The following is a 14648-nucleotide window of genomic DNA, read 5'->3' on the forward strand; positions in this document are numbered from 1 at the left end:
ACCTCTTATTTAAAAATAGCCCACAATAATTTAACTGCCACAATGAATAAAAGCAGAGAAAAATACCGCTTTAATTGCGCGGTAGGCAGCTTATTTGCCAATTTGGCACCTATAGGTGCAGTTAACATACTACTCATTACCACGCCCAAAAAAGCTGGAAAATAAATATAGCCAACACTGCCTTCAGGTAATCCAGTTTTATGCCAGCCCAGCATTGCATAGCTTAACGTGCCAGCAATCGCAATAGGCAAGCCGCAGGCACTGGAAATAGCGACTGCATTACGCATCGGCACTTGATGTCGAGCCAGCAAAGGCACGGTTAGTGTTCCCCCACCTATACCCAGTATGGCGGAGACAAAGCCAATGACAGTACCTGCCATGGTCATCGCCAATGTGCTTAATGACTTAAACCGGGCTTTTATCTTGCTGGACACTGCCATCTCGATAGCCACATACAACATATAGATAGCAAAGATCAGGCGTAAATTATCTGATGAAATTGCATCCGCTGCCAGAGCGCCGGCAACTACGCCAAATATAATGCCGGTGGATAAACCAAACACACTCATCCAGATAACCGCAGATAAACGCTGCTGCATAATCGTAGCCGCAATAGAAGTGATAATAATAGTAGCCAATGAAGTTGCTACTGCCATAAGCATTAGCAGTTCATTAGCGATGCCACGTGACTCCAGTAAAAACAGGAAAAATGGCACGAGCACTAGGCCACCGCCAATGCCAAAAAGGCCGGCTAATATACCCGAAAAGCAGCCGAAAGCTAGACTAATAAGCAGTATTTCTAACATTATATGCCTATAACTATAGTTATAAAAAATCACTTGCGAACACTATACACTAAGCTGCGTTTTTAAAAGTGCCGATTCTGGTTAAGAGGCCAAGGAAATGAAAATAAAGGATTATTTATTTAACGCCTTGTCAAATGCATCGGCCATAGATCCTTGTGCTGAAGTAGGCGTACTGAGTTTGTTGGCTTTTCTAGTGTGCGCCTTATCAGATTTTCCGCTTTTACTTTCAGCTGTCGCCTGTTTCTTCATTGATAAGGCAATACGCTTACGCGCGACATCGATCTCAATTACTTTAACTTTAACCATCTGCCCGGTTTTTACTACATCACGCGGGTCTTTCACAAACACATCAGCTAAATGCGAGATATGCACCAGGCCATCCTGATGTACGCCGATATCGATAAACGCGCCAAAATTGGCAACATTAGTCACAACGCCTTCTAAGCTCATACCTTCTTTCAGGTCGGTGATTTTTTCTATGCCGTCTTTAAAGGTGACGCTTTTAAATTCAGGGCGTGGGTCACGGCCTGGTTTTTCAAGTTCTTGCAAAATATCAGTAACCGTGGGTAAACCAAAATGTTCATTGGTGTAATCCGCTGCTTTTAAGCTACGCAGAAAACTTTGCTTGCCTATAAGCTGGCCTACCGGTGTGCCAGTTTTTTTGACGATATCTTCAATGACTGGATAGGCTTCTGGGTGGACGGATGAGGCATCGAGAGGGTTATCACCATGCATAATACGTAAAAATCCCGCCGCTTGTTCATAGGCTTTATCACCTAAGCGCGGTACCTTTTTGAGTTGCTTGCGGTTGGTAAATGCACCTTGCGCATCGCGAAAAGCGACAATATTCTGGCTGATAGTATTGGAAATACCGGAAACCTGTTTAAGTAATGCGGCAGAAGCGGTATTTATATCCACGCCTACTGCATTCACACAATCTTCAACTACGGCATCCAGGCCCCGGGCAAGTTGAAGCTGATTAACATCATGCTGATACTGTCCAACGCCAATGGATTTTGGCTCGATTTTAACCAGTTCCGCGAGTGGGTCTTGCAGGCGACGGGCAATAGACGCCGCGCCCCGCAAGGAAACATCAATATCCGGGAATTCTTTAGAGGCAAGTTCCGAGGCGGAATAAACCGAAGCACCTGCCTCTGAAACTGTGATTTTGCTAAATTTCAGATCTTTATGTTGCTTCATTAAGTCAGCAACGAGCTGATCGGTTTCTCGCGAGCCTGTACCATTACCGATGCTGACTAGCTCAACCTGATGTTGAGCAATCAGCTTAGCCAATGTATCAATTGAAGCCTCCCATTGATTTCTAGGCGCGTGAGGATAAATAGTCTCTGTCGCAATTAATTTCCCTGTTACATCGACTACGGCTACTTTTACCCCGGTACGGATGCCAGGGTCTAAACCCAGAGTAGCTTTTGGCCCAGCGGGCGCTGCGAGTAATAGGTCTTTTAGGTTATTGGCAAAAACACGAATAGCTTCTAATTCAGCGGCTTCGCGTAATTTCTGCTTTAAATCCAGGTCGATACGGGTGAATAATTTAACTTTCCAGGTAAAGCGCGCGGTTTCTGCTAACCAGGCATCAGCCGCTTTGCTGGTATCGGTAACTTGAATATGTCGCGCAACGATTTGCGCACAGAACTGGTGCTCATTTTTTTCATCAACCCCCGGTAATAAAGTCAGGTTAAGCAGACCTTCATTACGCCCGCGAAATAAGGCTAGCGCCCTATGTGATGGAATTTTATTAATCGCTTCCTGAAAATCAAAATAGTCCTTGAATTTTGTAGCCTCTGCTTCTTTATTCTTGGCAACAACTGAATGCAGGATACCTTTTTGCCAGATGCGCTCACGCAGAGTGCTGACCAGTTCGGCATCTTCAGCAATACGTTCCATAATAATCTGGCGTGCGCCGTCGAGAGCAGCAGCAACATCGGGTACTATTTTTTCGGTATTGATATAAGCAGCGGCTAGATTCTCCGGTATGCAGCTTCTATCCTCTATAATAGCATCAGCCAAAGGCTCCAGACCGGCTTCACGCGCTATTTGCGCTTTGGTACGGCGCTTTGGCTTGTAAGGTAAATACAAATCTTCCAGGCGGGTTTTGGTCTCGGCTGCTTTAATGGATTGTTCTAAGGCAGGCGTGAGTTTTCCCTGTGCTTCGATACTTTCTAAAATGGTTTCGCGCCGTGCGTTCAGTTCGCGTAAATAGATTAAGCGCTCATCTAATAAACGCAACTGGATATCATCTAGCCCACCGGTTACTTCTTTACGGTAACGTGCGATAAATGGCACTGTCGCGCCTTCATCTAAGAGGGTAACTGCGGCATTGACTTTTTGCTGGCTGACGGATAATTCTTCAGCGATTTTCAGGATGACGTCCATTGAATATTAATCTGGGTAATAGCTTAAAAGCTGTGTATTGTAGCAAAAGTATACGTTGCATAAATAGAGCCTGCCTTTTCCAATACGAAATGAGTTTAAATCAGCTTAATAATAAAGTCGTGAAATAGAGAAAATAACATTAGAATTAAGTGCTCCTACAGTAACTCTTGTCTTTATTGCATTATGCTCAATCAAATTAGACTGTTCTTCGATGAACATATAAAACTTCCAGCACCAGAAGAAACTTCAGCAGAACAACTGCAAATTGCTAGTGCCGCTCTGTTATTAGAAATGGTGACTATGGACGATAAAATTGAAGCGATAGAGCAGGAAGCTGTTTCATCATTGGTGCAACAACGCTTTTCTTTAACGCCAGAGCAAGCCTCCACATTATCTGAGATGGCCGAACAGCAAAGAAAAGAGTCGGTTGATTATTATCAGTTTACCTCGCTGATTAATAAGTCATACAATCTTGATCAGAAAATTGAATTAATTGAGTCACTGAGGGAGATTGCTTTTGTTGATGGTGATCTGGATATGCATGAAGAATACTTGGTACGCAAAATTGCAGACCTTTTATATGTTCCGCATGCTTAGCTAATGAAGACAAAGCATCGAGTGAAAACTGCATTAAAGTCTTAGGCTTATTGTTTGCAGCTTACTATGATTGGCAGAACATTAAGGAGCATGCACCGAATAACATAAACAACTGGCTTGTCTTTTTATCCGCCTTCTGCGTTATAGAAACACTTACGTAGCAGGCTATGCGCCTGTTTCTACGCCTTGAATACGAATAAAAAATCCTGCGCCAGATGCGCAACTTATTCCGCGCGCACTCCTAACGAGTTGTGTGAGCAAATAAGTTCTTTCTTAAAATTAGGAGTCATTAACATGCCTTTATTAAGTCCGCTAACACTGATTGACCGGGAAATCCTTGAGCAATCGATTGTATTCAGAGGGATTTCAGCAACTGAGATGGATCCCTTCTTTAATACTTGTCAGGCTAAAACTTATCATCCGGGAAAAGCCATTATATCGGCGGGTGAAGAGGGTGACGGGCTATATGTAATTTTAGAGGGAAAAGTTGGAGTCTCCATTCCGCAGCGAGGCAGTGATGGAGAAGCTGAGGCCAATGGCGTTTTTAACTTACGGATTGATACGCTTGAATCCGGGATATGTTTTGGCGAATATTCGCTATTTGATAAAAAAAAGGTTTCAGCCACAGTGAGCGCATTAGTTGAAACCAGGCTGTTCTATCTAGCAACTGAAGACTTTTACCGGATTATTGGCACTGACTTGCGCATAGAAAATATTATTTATAAAAATATTCTGCAGCTCTTAACCCATCTTCGTCACTTTCATCTTTCTAAGCCATTGATTCATCGGTTTAAGCGATTTTTTGTCGAAAAATTCTCTTTAAAATCAATGGTGTTTTTTTTGAAAGTTTTGTAGTGCCATTTATATTATTTTTGTCGATAAATTCATTGACTTTTGTCAAAAAAATCATCATTATTTGAGTGTAATTTACATGCGACAAAAATACTCTAAAAAATCCAACGTTTTATACAAAAACACAAAATCTGTAGTCCAACTGGCTACTTTTTAAAATTTCAACCAATTGATTTATAACAACTACATCATCAATAGTGACGAAGATGGGTTAATTACGCGTTGCCGAGATGTCAATAAAGAGCTGGAAAATGATGCCTTTTTGATTTATTAGCATACCTGATATTTATATGGATATTGGAGATAACTAGAGCACACAAGCTTTATCAGTCATAAAAAAGCGACAGATTAAGCTGTGACCAACAAAGACTTAACTTGTTGCCGCATATTTTGATCAAGAGTACACTAATATCACCATTTTAAGCTGGGTTTAGTAATATGTGCTTACTGCAAAATATTCGCCTTGTGCTACTAATTATGCTGTTATTCAATACAGCAGCGGTTTATGCTGAAGAAGAGACAGAGCATTCCTCGCGCGCAACATCAATTATTCTACAACTGGAAATTGAAGAAGATGCTGATAATGAGACAGCGCCTGTACCATTAAGCAACCCTATGGCTCATAAAGTGGTGAATGATGCTGCAGCCTATATTCGTGGATTAGCAAAAATACATGACAGAAACGAGCACTGGGCCGAACAAGCTGTTCGTGCTGCGGCCAGTCTTTCTGCGGCAGAAGCATTAGAACTAAACGTGATTGACATTGTTGCTCGTGATGTCGAGGATTTATTCAGCCAGCTTCAGGGGCGGAAGCTTAATGTCGCGGGTAAAGAACTGATATTCAGCACTGCCTCACTTGAGATTCAAAATATACAGCCCGATTGGCGCAGTGAGTTCCTGGCGGTTATTACCAACCCTAGTATTGCCTATATTTTGCTAATGGTAGGCATGTACGGACTGGTACTGGAATTCAGTAATCCAGGCAGCATTATCCCAGGAACTGTTGTTGCAATTTGCTTGTTGCTGGCTTTATACGCATTACAGTTATTGCCGGTTAATTATGCAGGCATGGGCTTGATTGTTCTAGGGATTGCGCTGATGACCGCAGAAGCCTTTGCGCCTAGTTTCGGTATATTGGGCCTGGGTGGGATCGTCTCTTTTGTGATTGGGTCGGTGATCTTGATAGACACCCATGTTCCTGGCTTTGGCATAAATTCAGGTCTGGTGGCTGGCTTTGCTTTAAGTAGTGCTGCATTTTTTATTATCGCTATAAGTTTGTTATTAAAGTCAAGACACAGCCCGTCGGGGAGTCGCTATTTTTGCGAAAGCTTGTTTTGGGCATCCCAGCCCAAGCAAGCAGCAAAAACTTAACGCGACCACTTATGCCTCCGGCGGCCCCGATTCGTCCTCGTCACCTCGTCCCGACCCAACAAGGGGTCGGAACATAGGCTCCAAATGACTTGACGCCGTGTCGGATGGCCTTTTATTTTGTCTCCACCTTCGCTAACGCTCAGACTCCGACAAAATAACGGCCCTACGGCTATCGCGGACTAAAAATCATCACTTCGCTTAGGCTCCGTTTCCCTGATTTTCAGCGAATGCAATTCTTGCTCCTCTCGCGTGCTGCTAGCACACGTCGAATCAGCGAATTGCCCTGTCGCCTATCAGGGACTAAAAATCACCACTTCGCTAAGCTACGTTTCCATGATTTTCAGCGAAGGATGAAAAAGTAAGAGTGACAGCAATGGAAGGTTTGCTATTACAGGTTATACCAATTAAATTAAGAGGGTGAGAGATGATCTTTAATTTTAGTTATATTTTTATTGGTACTTTATTATTATTGCTGATTAGTGCGTTCAGAATTCTTCGCGAGTATGAGCGCGGTGTTATTTTTATGCTGGGCCGGTTTTATAAGGTTAAAGGCCCCGGCTTTATAATTGTTATCCCATTGATTCAGCAAATGGAGCTAGTTGATTTACGTACTATCGTAATGGATGTGCCCACCCAGGATGTAATTTCCCGAGATAATGTTTCTGTAAAGGTTAATGCAGTAGTGTATTTTCGTGTACTGGAACCAGACAAGGCGATTATACAAGTGGAAAATTTTTATGATGCGACCAGCCAGTTAGCACAAACAACTTTGCGTTCGGTGCTGGGGCAACATGAACTGGATGAAATGCTGGCCGAACGCGATCGCTTAAATATTGATATTCAAACCAGCCTGGATAAACAAACTGATGCCTGGGGAATCAAGGTATCGAATGTAGAGATCAAGCATGTTGATCTGGATGAAAGCATGATTCGAGCCATTGCCAAGCAGGCAGAAGCCGAGCGTACCCGGCGTGCTAAAGTGATTCATCCCGAAGGGGAAATGCAGGCCTCTGAAAAATTATTGCAAGCGGCAAAGACACTCTCGCAACAGCCAGAAGCCATTCAGCTAAGATATTTACAGACCCTGACTGAAATTGCAGGAGATAAATCTTCCACCATTGTCTTTCCAGTCGAGTTATTGAAAAACCTAGGCCGATAATAGTCGTCGCCAGAAGTATTTTCCAATAGCCTGCGAATCATTTATCATATTGCTTGTATTCAATAAAATATTCTTTACATAATGAAAGCCTATTTAGTCGGCGGTGCAGTCCGCGACACACTGCTAAAACTTCCGGTTCGCGAGCGAGACTGGGTGGTGATTGGCGAGACACCAGCGGCCATGATTGCGCGTGGCTTTACCGAGGTTGGTAAGGACTTTCCCGTATTTCTACATCCTGAAACTAAAGATGAGTATGCGCTGGCACGCATAGAAAGGAAAACCAGCCACGGTTACAAAGGTTTTGCAGTGCATGCCACACCTGACGTCAATCTGGAAGACGACCTTATCCGCAGAGACCTGACCATTAACGCCATGGCCATTATGGACAATGGCGACATATTCGACCCCTACGGTGGTCAAGAAGACCTTAAAAACAAAGTGTTTCGCCATATCTCACCTGCTTTTTGTGAAGACCCTGTGCGGGTTTTACGTATCGCAAGATTTTGCGCCCGCTATCAACACCTGGGCTTCAGCATCGCACCCGAAACCCGGGAACTGATGCAGGAAATGGTTGTCCAGGGCGAAATTGACCACCTGGTACCAGAACGTGTCTGGGCAGAAACAGCCAAGGCTCTGGGCGAACAGTCTCCTGCCGCTTACTTTCAGGCATTACGCGATGATTGTGGCGCCTTAGCACGAATTTTTCCTGAGCTAGACGTACTATTCGGTATTCCCCAGCCTGCGCAACATCATCCTGAAATTGATACCGGTGTACATATATTAATGGTGTTGGAACAAGCCGCCTTATTAAGCACTAACCCCACGGTGCGCTTTGCAGCTTTGATGCACGATTTGGGTAAAGCACTGACACCGGCTGAAAAGTGGCCCAGCCATCACGGACATGAAACCCTTGGTATCAATACATTAAAAACTCTATGTCAGCGCCTGCGCGTGCCTAATAATTATCAAAAACTGGCCTTACAAGTGATGCAATATCATACCCATTGCCACCGGGCTTTTGAGCTGCGACCAGGCACAGTATGTGACATGTTTGCCAGTATCGGCGCCTATAAAGCGGAAAATCAACTCGATAATTTCTTATTCGCCTGCGAAGCAGACGCCAGAGGTCGCTTAGGACTGGAAGACAAGCCCTACCCCCAGGCTGATTACCTTCGAGCGGCGCAAAAAGCAGCGAAGCGCATAGACAGTTCAGCTATTACCGATGAAAGTATTCAAGGCAAAGAAATTGGCCTGGCTATCCATAGATTACGCACCCAGGAAATTAGTAAAATAAAAAAATATTTCACTTAACACTTTTACATAACAGGATTGAACATGCCCTCATTTGATATTGTTTCAGAATTTGATATGCACGAAGCTCAAAATGCCCTGGCTCAGGCTAATAAAGAAGTAGGCGCACGCTTTGACTTTAAGGGATCAAATGCTGAATTTGAGCTTAACGGTAATTCGATACTAATGAAAGCCGAATCACCTTTCCAGCTACAGCAAATGCTGCCTATTCTGTTTTCCAAATTAACCAAGCGCGGCATTGATATTGCTTGCCTGGAAACTGGCGAAGTGAAAGAAGCCGCAAAGACAGCACAACAGCCGATAGAATTGAAAGAGGGAATCGATAAACCTTTGGCGAAAAAAATTGTCAAGCTGATTAAAGATAAGAAATTAAAGGTTCAAGCGGCTATTGAAGGCGAGAAAATTCGCGTGTTCAGAAAAAAGCGCGATGATCTGCAGCAAACCATGCTAATGTTGCGTGCTGAAGATTCAGAACAGCCTTTACAATTTAATAATTTTAGAGATTAAAAACCCGTTCGTATTTCTCTTTTACTCGATGTTCAAGTTTTTGATATTGAGAAGGTAAAATCAGGTATTCTGAGGTTGTTGTAATTTTATCGGTGTAAGCCCATGTTAATGAATGCCCCAGCCACCTTTATCCAAAGCTATATTGACGATTTAAATGATGCGCTCAATCAGCTAAAACCCGGAGCCGCTTTGACACGGATTCAAGCCGCTTGGTTGGGCACTTGTTTAACGTGCATACTGCTAATGAACTCTGTTTGCTGGGCTAAGTTTGAGCGAGCAAGCCTTGGAGATTGCAAAGTAGCCGCATTATCCTGGGTGTTTCGTAAAGCAAGTATACCCTGGGACTGGTTGCTACGGGTGAGTGTGGTCTTAATTTTAAAACGTTATGGCATTACTGAAGGTGTGTTGGCCTTTGATGAATCAGACCGAGCACGATCTAAGTCTACAAAACGTATTTATAAGGTTTACAAGCAGAAACACAAAGGCTCCGGCGGGTATGTTAATGGACAAACGATAGTATTATTGCTGCTAGTTACCTCATCCATTACAGTGCCTGTCGGTTTTTTCTTTTATATGCCGGATCCAGCCTTAAAGCAGTGGGATAAAGAAGATAAAGGGTTGAAAAAGAGCGGTATAGCAAAAAAAGATCGGCCTATTAAGCCTGAACGTGACAGTGCCTACCCGACCAAAACAGAGATTGCATTAGGCTTATTAAAAGAGTTTAAAGTTGCGCATAGCCTGATTAAAATTAAAGGCGTACTGGCTGATGCGCTGTATGGTGAAAAAGCCTTTATGGACGAAGCCGCTAAAGAATCTGGAGGCTCGCAGGTGATTAGCCAATTACGTAAAAACCAAAATATTGAATATAGAGGTAGAATAAGGTCAGTCGAGAGCTACTTTAATTCGATTAACAAAGGCATTGATCAGATAATACGTGTACGTGGCGGAAAAGAGATTAAAGTGACTGTCAGCAGTGCACGATTAAAGGTGAGTTCTCACAGTAAAAAACGCTTTGTCATTGCCTTAAAATATGACGGTGAAAACGACTATCGCTATTTAGTGGCGACAGACCTGACTTGGCGCACACAAGATATTATTCAAGCCTATACGTTGAGATGGCTGATTGAGGTTTTCTTTGAGGACTGGAAGCTTTAATGAAGGATGGGGGCGTGAGGCCAAACAATCAGATGAAGAGGGATCAAGCCGTGGCCTGATTCTGAGTCTTTTGTTTGACCATTGCCTTCTCCTTCACCCAGAGCAAATAGCCCGCATTGAAAGCAAACTACCTGCGTATACCGTAGGAAGCTTACAGCGCAAGTCTCAAATGGATGTACTGCTTGAGTTCATCACGTCATTGCTAGAGTTTCCAGATCCTGGTGATAAGCTGAAAGAGTTAGGTGAATTAATAAAGGATGTGTTTCAACTGATGCCATCAGGAAAACATATGATTGGCAGAGATTTAGGGCGCTTAAAGCCAACACCATCATTAAAGTATTGTTCTGCTGGGTGAAGGTAAGAGTTTGATGGCAATGGGATGGAAAAACTTGAACATCGAGTTTTGGCCTCTCCCTTTTGAAGAAAAAAAAAGGGGGGGGGTCGAATCTACTGAATACTTTGACAGTCTGTTTTAAGCTATATATACCGCAACATGTAGGCTAAAGCTTATGTTTAACAATCCGCTGATAGCCAAAATAAACACATAAAACCAGCATCAACCATAGCGCAACCATCGGCCCTATTACCCCATCATAAGGACTGATTAAATACAGTAAATCCGAGTCCCAGTTTATGTCTGTGATTTTATGCGCCATTTTAATCTGCCATACCCATGCAGCATGGCAGCCAATCACCCAGGCCAGACTGGGTTTTAAATGCGTGCGCATCACCGCCAGGAAAATACCTACCATCAACAAGGCCCAAAAAGCTCCTAAGTGTTCCGGGTTTAGTAAATTTTCAAATGCCTCCAGTAAAAGTACGAAGCTATCTGAAAACTCAGCCTGCTCAACAGGTATCGAGGTTTTTGTTTTAATAAAATGTAGCAGTGCATAGTAAAAAGAACTGACAAAAATAGTCGCTGTTATGCCTAGGCGCTTTGCATAAGCAGAAATCAAAATTCCGCGAAACATCGGCTCTTCTAATAAGGAAATTAACACAGCCAGTAAAAAAGCTACTAATAAACTGACTAGCAGCTTATCTAAAGTCCAGACTTTACCCACATCCAGCTCGGTAATTCCCAGCGTATAACTCAGTAAAAACACCGGTAGCAAGGTAAACAAACCCAACACCATGCCGCCTGCCATTTGCTTAATAAATGCTTTAAAGGGCACAAAGCCTATGCCTGCTGCACTAATATCTAGCCAGCGCATAATCGGGTAAATACTTAAAACCAACAGAATCTGGGTTACTCTACTGATTATCTTGCTTAATTCTGCCGCGCCATCAAGCAGGATAAATATCCCGTAACCCAAAAAACAGGCAACGATAGAAAAGAGCAACAACATTAGCAATGGGATCAAGCTTATCAGTATTTTACTTAGCATCGACGACTCCTAAATCCCCCCATAAAACCTGTACTGCTGTTAACGCGGCTAACGCAGCAGTCTCGGTACGTAACACCCGAGGGCCTAATTTTACGGGAATAAATCCCGCCTGCTTTGCCAGTCCCCGTTCCTGTATAGAAAAGCCTCCCTCAGGCCCAGCTAATAAGGTGACTCGATTATCTTCAGGCTGCAATTGTTTTAAAGTTTGCGTTGCAAAAGGGTCTAAAAAAATCTTCAGCCCTGCTTGCTGCTTTAGCCATGATTCTAGGTGTTCAGCATTGTCAACATCAGGCCTGATGGTACGACCACTTTGTTCTGCAGCATGTTGTGCAATTTTTTGCCAGTGGCGCACTTTATTCTGAGATTTTTCTGCTTTTAACTGCACCACACAGCGTTCTGTCATAAGAGGCGTAAGTTGTGTTACTCCTAATTCTACTGACTTTTGTATAGCAAAATCCATGCGCTCACCGCGCGATACACCCAAGCCCATAATTACTCGCAAATCAGACTCAACACTACGGTCTAAGTATGAGTGCAACTCAATTACTATTCTTTTTCGTGACACCTCGGTAGTCTGCCCCAGAAACTCCCCACCTTCACCATTAAATAAACTAATTGCCTGCCCTTTCTTCATCCTTAAAACAGCCCGCATATAATGCGCACTATCTTCATCCAGTTCAACTTTCTCGTGCAATCTCAAAGGCATTGCAACATAGAGCCTTGATATTCTCATGACTTTTACCTGTTAGAATTAAGAGTAGGGCTTTTAATCTTGCAATAAAAAAGGCAGGCAAAACACTAATGCCTTGCCTGCCTTTTTAGTATAACCAGAGCCCAGCCTAGCTGAATCTCTTATGCAAAATTCAAATTATTCCAGACCGCCAAAGTCGGCTTTGATTGGTTCATGGTATAAAAATGTAGTCCTGGTACGCCATTATCCAGCAATTCCTGACATAATTTAGAGACGATATCTTCACCAAAAGCCAGAATCGAAGCTTTATCATCGCCAAAACATTCCAGTGTTTTACGCATCCAGCGAGGAATATCGGCACCGCACATATCTGAAAAGCGGAATAATTGCGCATAATTAGTGATCGGCATTATTCCGGGCACGATAGGGATATCGATACCACTTTTCTCACATTTATCCATAAAATAAAAATACGCTTCAGCATTATAAAAATACTGAGTAATCACGGCATCAGCACCGGCATCCACTTTACGCTTAAAATTATTAAAGTCCTCAGTGGCATTATTTGCTTGCGGGTGAATTTCCGGGTAGCCAGCCACATGAATTTGAAAATGTTCCCCCGTTTCGGCGCGAATAAATTCCACCAGTTCATTGGCAAAACTAAACTCACCTGCGGACATCATGCCTGATGGCAGGTCACCGCGCAAAGCAACAATTCTAGACACGCCATGCTCACGATAATTAGCTAAAATCTCGCGAATATTTTTTTTTGTAGAAGCAACACAGGATAAGTGCGGAGCGGCCGATACGCCATTTTTCTGGATTTTAACTACAGTATCATAGGTCTTATCTCGTGTTGAACCACCCGCACCAAATGTAACCGAGAAAAAATCAGGATTCAATTTTGCCAGGTCACGGTGAACTTGTTCTAAATTTAACTCCCCCTGTTCCGTTTTAGGAGGATAAAATTCAAAACTAAATAAATCAGCTTTATTTTTATTAGTCATGATAATACGTTTAATAATCTGTTTTTTTGTAGAGCGGCCTTCAGTCCGCTATAAACATCATAATCAATCATGCGGCGGGGCATTGCGGACTAAAGCCCGCTCTACATCTATTAATAACGGTAATGATCGGGCTTATAAGGGCCATCAACTGGCACATTAATATAATCAGCTTGTTCAGCTGTTAATTGCGTCAATTGCACACCTAGCTGAGCCAGGTGTGAGCGGGCTACTTTTTCGTCCAGCTTTTTCGGCAAGATATACACTTCATTATTATAGTCAGCAGCGTTTGCCCATAATTCCATCTGAGCGAGAACCTGGTTACAGAACGAGTTGGACATAACGAAACTTGGATGCCCGGTAGCACAACCCAGATTCACTAGACGGCCTTCTGCCAGAACAATGATTTTTTTACCATCAGGAAAAGTCACATGATCTACTTGCGGCTTGATAGTATCCCACTGATATTGACGTAACGCAGCAATTTCAATTTCCGAATCAAAATGGCCTATATTACACACAATGGCATTGTTCTTCATCGCCAGCATATGTCCATGATTGATAATATGGTAATTACCTGTTGCAGTAACAAAGATATTTGCCTGGGGAGCAGCTTCTTCCATAGTCACCACACGGAAGCCTTCCATAGAAGCCTGTAATGCACAAATTGGATCAATTTCAGTAATCCATACTGTCGCGCCTAAGCCACGTAATGATTGTGCACAACCTTTACCCACGTCCCCGTAACCACAAACAACTGCTATCTTACCGGCAATCATCACGTCTGTCGCACGTTTGATACCATCAACCAATGACTCACGACAACCATACAGGTTATCAAATTTTGACTTAGTCACCGAATCGTTGACATTAAACGCAGGCACTTTAAGCGCACCTTTCTCCATCATTTCATACAGACGCAATACACCCGTCGTTGTTTCTTCAGACAGACCTTTGACATCAGCCATTAATTCCGGGAATTTCTCGTGCATCATCACGGTTAAATCACCGCCATCATCCAGAATCATATTTGGGCGCCAGCCATTAGGCCCGATAATGGTTTGCTCTATACACCACTCTGCCTCTTCCTCAGTTTCACCTTTCCAGGCAAATACTGGAATACCCGCCGCTGCCATTGCTGCTGCCGCGTGATCCTGGGTAGAGAAAATATTGCAAGAAGACCAGCGCACGTCAGCGCCTAAAGCGGTCAAAGTTTCTATTAATACCGCCGTTTGAATAGTCATATGCAAACAACCTGCAATGCGCGCTCCTGCTAGGGGCTGTGCTGAGCCAAATTCTTCACGCAGTGCCATCAATCCCGGCATTTCAGTTTCTGCAATAGATGTTTCTTTACGACCCCATTCGGCCAAAGCCATATCTGCTACTTTATAATCTTGTTCACTCATGTGTAATATC

Annotated in this window: 15 protein-coding genes; 9 read left to right on the plus strand and 6 right to left on the minus strand. The window is 43.2% G+C overall.

Annotated features, from left to right (window positions below; translation table 11 throughout):
* Nucleotides 1-5: 5 nt before the first annotated feature.
* Both K6984_RS20195 and K6984_RS20200 read right to left on the minus strand, forming a co-directional pair.
* Nucleotides 6-806 carry a sulfite exporter TauE/SafE family protein gene (locus K6984_RS20195; RefSeq protein WP_221897149.1) on the minus strand — a complete coding sequence of 267 codons (801 nt, stop codon included), beginning with the start codon at nt 804-806 and terminating at the stop codon, nt 6-8.
* 111 nt (nt 807-917) lie between these two features.
* Nucleotides 918-3200, minus strand: coding sequence for a Tex family protein (locus tag K6984_RS20200; protein ID WP_221897150.1), 2283 nt, complete (start codon nt 3198-3200; stop codon nt 918-920).
* 183 nt (nt 3201-3383) lie between these two features.
* On the opposite strand from K6984_RS20200, the gene K6984_RS20205 reads away from it, so the two are divergent.
* From K6984_RS20205 to K6984_RS31460, 9 genes are all read left to right on the plus strand, one after another.
* Nucleotides 3384-3797, plus strand: a complete 414-nt coding sequence (locus tag K6984_RS20205) for a tellurite resistance TerB family protein (protein WP_221897151.1) — start codon at nt 3384-3386, stop codon at nt 3795-3797.
* 294 nt (nt 3798-4091) lie between these two features.
* Nucleotides 4092-4652, plus strand: a complete 561-nt coding sequence (locus K6984_RS20210) for a cyclic nucleotide-binding domain-containing protein (protein ID WP_221897152.1) — start codon at nt 4092-4094, stop codon at nt 4650-4652.
* 435 nt (nt 4653-5087) lie between these two features.
* Nucleotides 5088-6020, plus strand: coding sequence for an NfeD family protein (locus K6984_RS20215; protein WP_221897153.1), 933 nt, complete (start codon nt 5088-5090; stop codon nt 6018-6020).
* Entirely contained in the window at nt 5969-6097 is a 129-nt protein-coding gene (locus K6984_RS34315; RefSeq protein WP_263458596.1) for a hypothetical protein, read from the plus strand. Before K6984_RS20215 ends, K6984_RS34315 begins: the two co-directional genes overlap by 52 nt.
* Nucleotides 6098-6444: 347 nt before the next feature.
* The gene (locus K6984_RS20220; protein ID WP_221897154.1) at nt 6445-7179 is read left to right on the plus strand and encodes a slipin family protein; all 735 of its coding nucleotides are present in this window, start codon (nt 6445-6447) and stop codon (nt 7177-7179) included.
* Between the two features lie 81 nt (nt 7180-7260).
* A complete protein-coding gene (locus K6984_RS20225; RefSeq protein ID WP_221897155.1) occupies nt 7261-8490 on the plus strand; it encodes a multifunctional CCA addition/repair protein in 1230 nt (409 codons plus the stop codon).
* Nucleotides 8491-8514: 24 nt separating this feature from the next.
* Nucleotides 8515-8997 carry a YajQ family cyclic di-GMP-binding protein gene (locus K6984_RS20230; protein ID WP_221897156.1) on the plus strand — a complete coding sequence of 161 codons (483 nt, stop codon included), beginning with the start codon at nt 8515-8517 and terminating at the stop codon, nt 8995-8997.
* A 102-nt stretch (nt 8998-9099) separates the two neighbouring features.
* Complete coding sequence (locus tag K6984_RS20235) at nt 9100-10152, plus strand: transposase (RefSeq protein ID WP_230988213.1); 1053 nt, start codon at nt 9100-9102, stop codon at nt 10150-10152.
* Entirely contained in the window at nt 10133-10507 is a 375-nt protein-coding gene (locus K6984_RS31460) for a hypothetical protein (RefSeq protein WP_230988214.1), read from the plus strand. Before K6984_RS20235 ends, K6984_RS31460 begins: the two co-directional genes overlap by 20 nt.
* Nucleotides 10508-10652: 145 nt before the next feature.
* Here K6984_RS31460 and K6984_RS20240 read toward each other — a convergent pair whose 3' ends face one another.
* From K6984_RS20240 to ahcY, 4 genes are all read right to left on the minus strand, one after another.
* Entirely contained in the window at nt 10653-11537 is an 885-nt protein-coding gene (locus K6984_RS20240; protein WP_221897157.1) for a CPBP family glutamic-type intramembrane protease, read from the minus strand.
* Nucleotides 11527-12270 (minus strand): 16S rRNA (uracil(1498)-N(3))-methyltransferase, encoded by a 744-nt coding sequence (locus K6984_RS20245; RefSeq protein ID WP_221897158.1) that lies wholly within the window; start codon nt 12268-12270, stop codon nt 11527-11529. Before K6984_RS20245 ends, K6984_RS20240 begins: the two co-directional genes overlap by 11 nt.
* A 119-nt stretch (nt 12271-12389) precedes the next feature.
* Nucleotides 12390-13235: a methylenetetrahydrofolate reductase [NAD(P)H] gene (metF, locus tag K6984_RS20250; protein ID WP_221897159.1), complete on the minus strand. Its 846-nt coding sequence runs from the start codon at nt 13233-13235 to the stop codon at nt 12390-12392.
* A 110-nt stretch (nt 13236-13345) separates the two neighbouring features.
* Nucleotides 13346-14638, minus strand: a complete 1293-nt coding sequence (ahcY, locus tag K6984_RS20255) for an adenosylhomocysteinase (protein ID WP_221897160.1) — start codon at nt 14636-14638, stop codon at nt 13346-13348.
* Nucleotides 14639-14648 lie beyond the last annotated feature (10 nt).

The sequence above is a fragment of the Bathymodiolus japonicus methanotrophic gill symbiont genome (genome assembly GCF_019721995.1).
Classification (GTDB): Bacteria; Pseudomonadota; Gammaproteobacteria; order Methylococcales; family Methylomonadaceae; genus Methyloprofundus.

Coding starts and splice junctions, on each gene's coding strand:
- K6984_RS20195 (WP_221897149.1), bottom strand. CDS start 806: ATGTTAGAAATACTGCTTATTAGTCTAGCTTTCGGCTGCTTTTCGGGT.
- K6984_RS20200 (WP_221897150.1), bottom strand. CDS start 3,200: ATGGACGTCATCCTGAAAATCGCTGAAGAATTATCCGTCAGCCAGCAA.
- K6984_RS20205 (WP_221897151.1), top strand. CDS start 3,384: ATGCTCAATCAAATTAGACTGTTCTTCGATGAACATATAAAACTTCCA.
- K6984_RS20210 (WP_221897152.1), top strand. CDS start 4,092: ATGCCTTTATTAAGTCCGCTAACACTGATTGACCGGGAAATCCTTGAG.
- K6984_RS20215 (WP_221897153.1), top strand. CDS start 5,088: ATGTGCTTACTGCAAAATATTCGCCTTGTGCTACTAATTATGCTGTTA.
- K6984_RS20220 (WP_221897154.1), top strand. CDS start 6,445: ATGATCTTTAATTTTAGTTATATTTTTATTGGTACTTTATTATTATTG.
- K6984_RS20225 (WP_221897155.1), top strand. CDS start 7,261: ATGAAAGCCTATTTAGTCGGCGGTGCAGTCCGCGACACACTGCTAAAA.
- K6984_RS20230 (WP_221897156.1), top strand. CDS start 8,515: ATGCCCTCATTTGATATTGTTTCAGAATTTGATATGCACGAAGCTCAA.
- K6984_RS20235 (WP_230988213.1), top strand. CDS start 9,100: ATGTTAATGAATGCCCCAGCCACCTTTATCCAAAGCTATATTGACGAT.
- K6984_RS20240 (WP_221897157.1), bottom strand. CDS start 11,537: ATGCTAAGTAAAATACTGATAAGCTTGATCCCATTGCTAATGTTGTTG.
- K6984_RS20245 (WP_221897158.1), bottom strand. CDS start 12,270: ATGAGAATATCAAGGCTCTATGTTGCAATGCCTTTGAGATTGCACGAG.
- metF (WP_221897159.1), bottom strand. CDS start 13,235: ATGACTAATAAAAATAAAGCTGATTTATTTAGTTTTGAATTTTATCCT.
- ahcY (WP_221897160.1), bottom strand. CDS start 14,638: ATGAGTGAACAAGATTATAAAGTAGCAGATATGGCTTTGGCCGAATGG.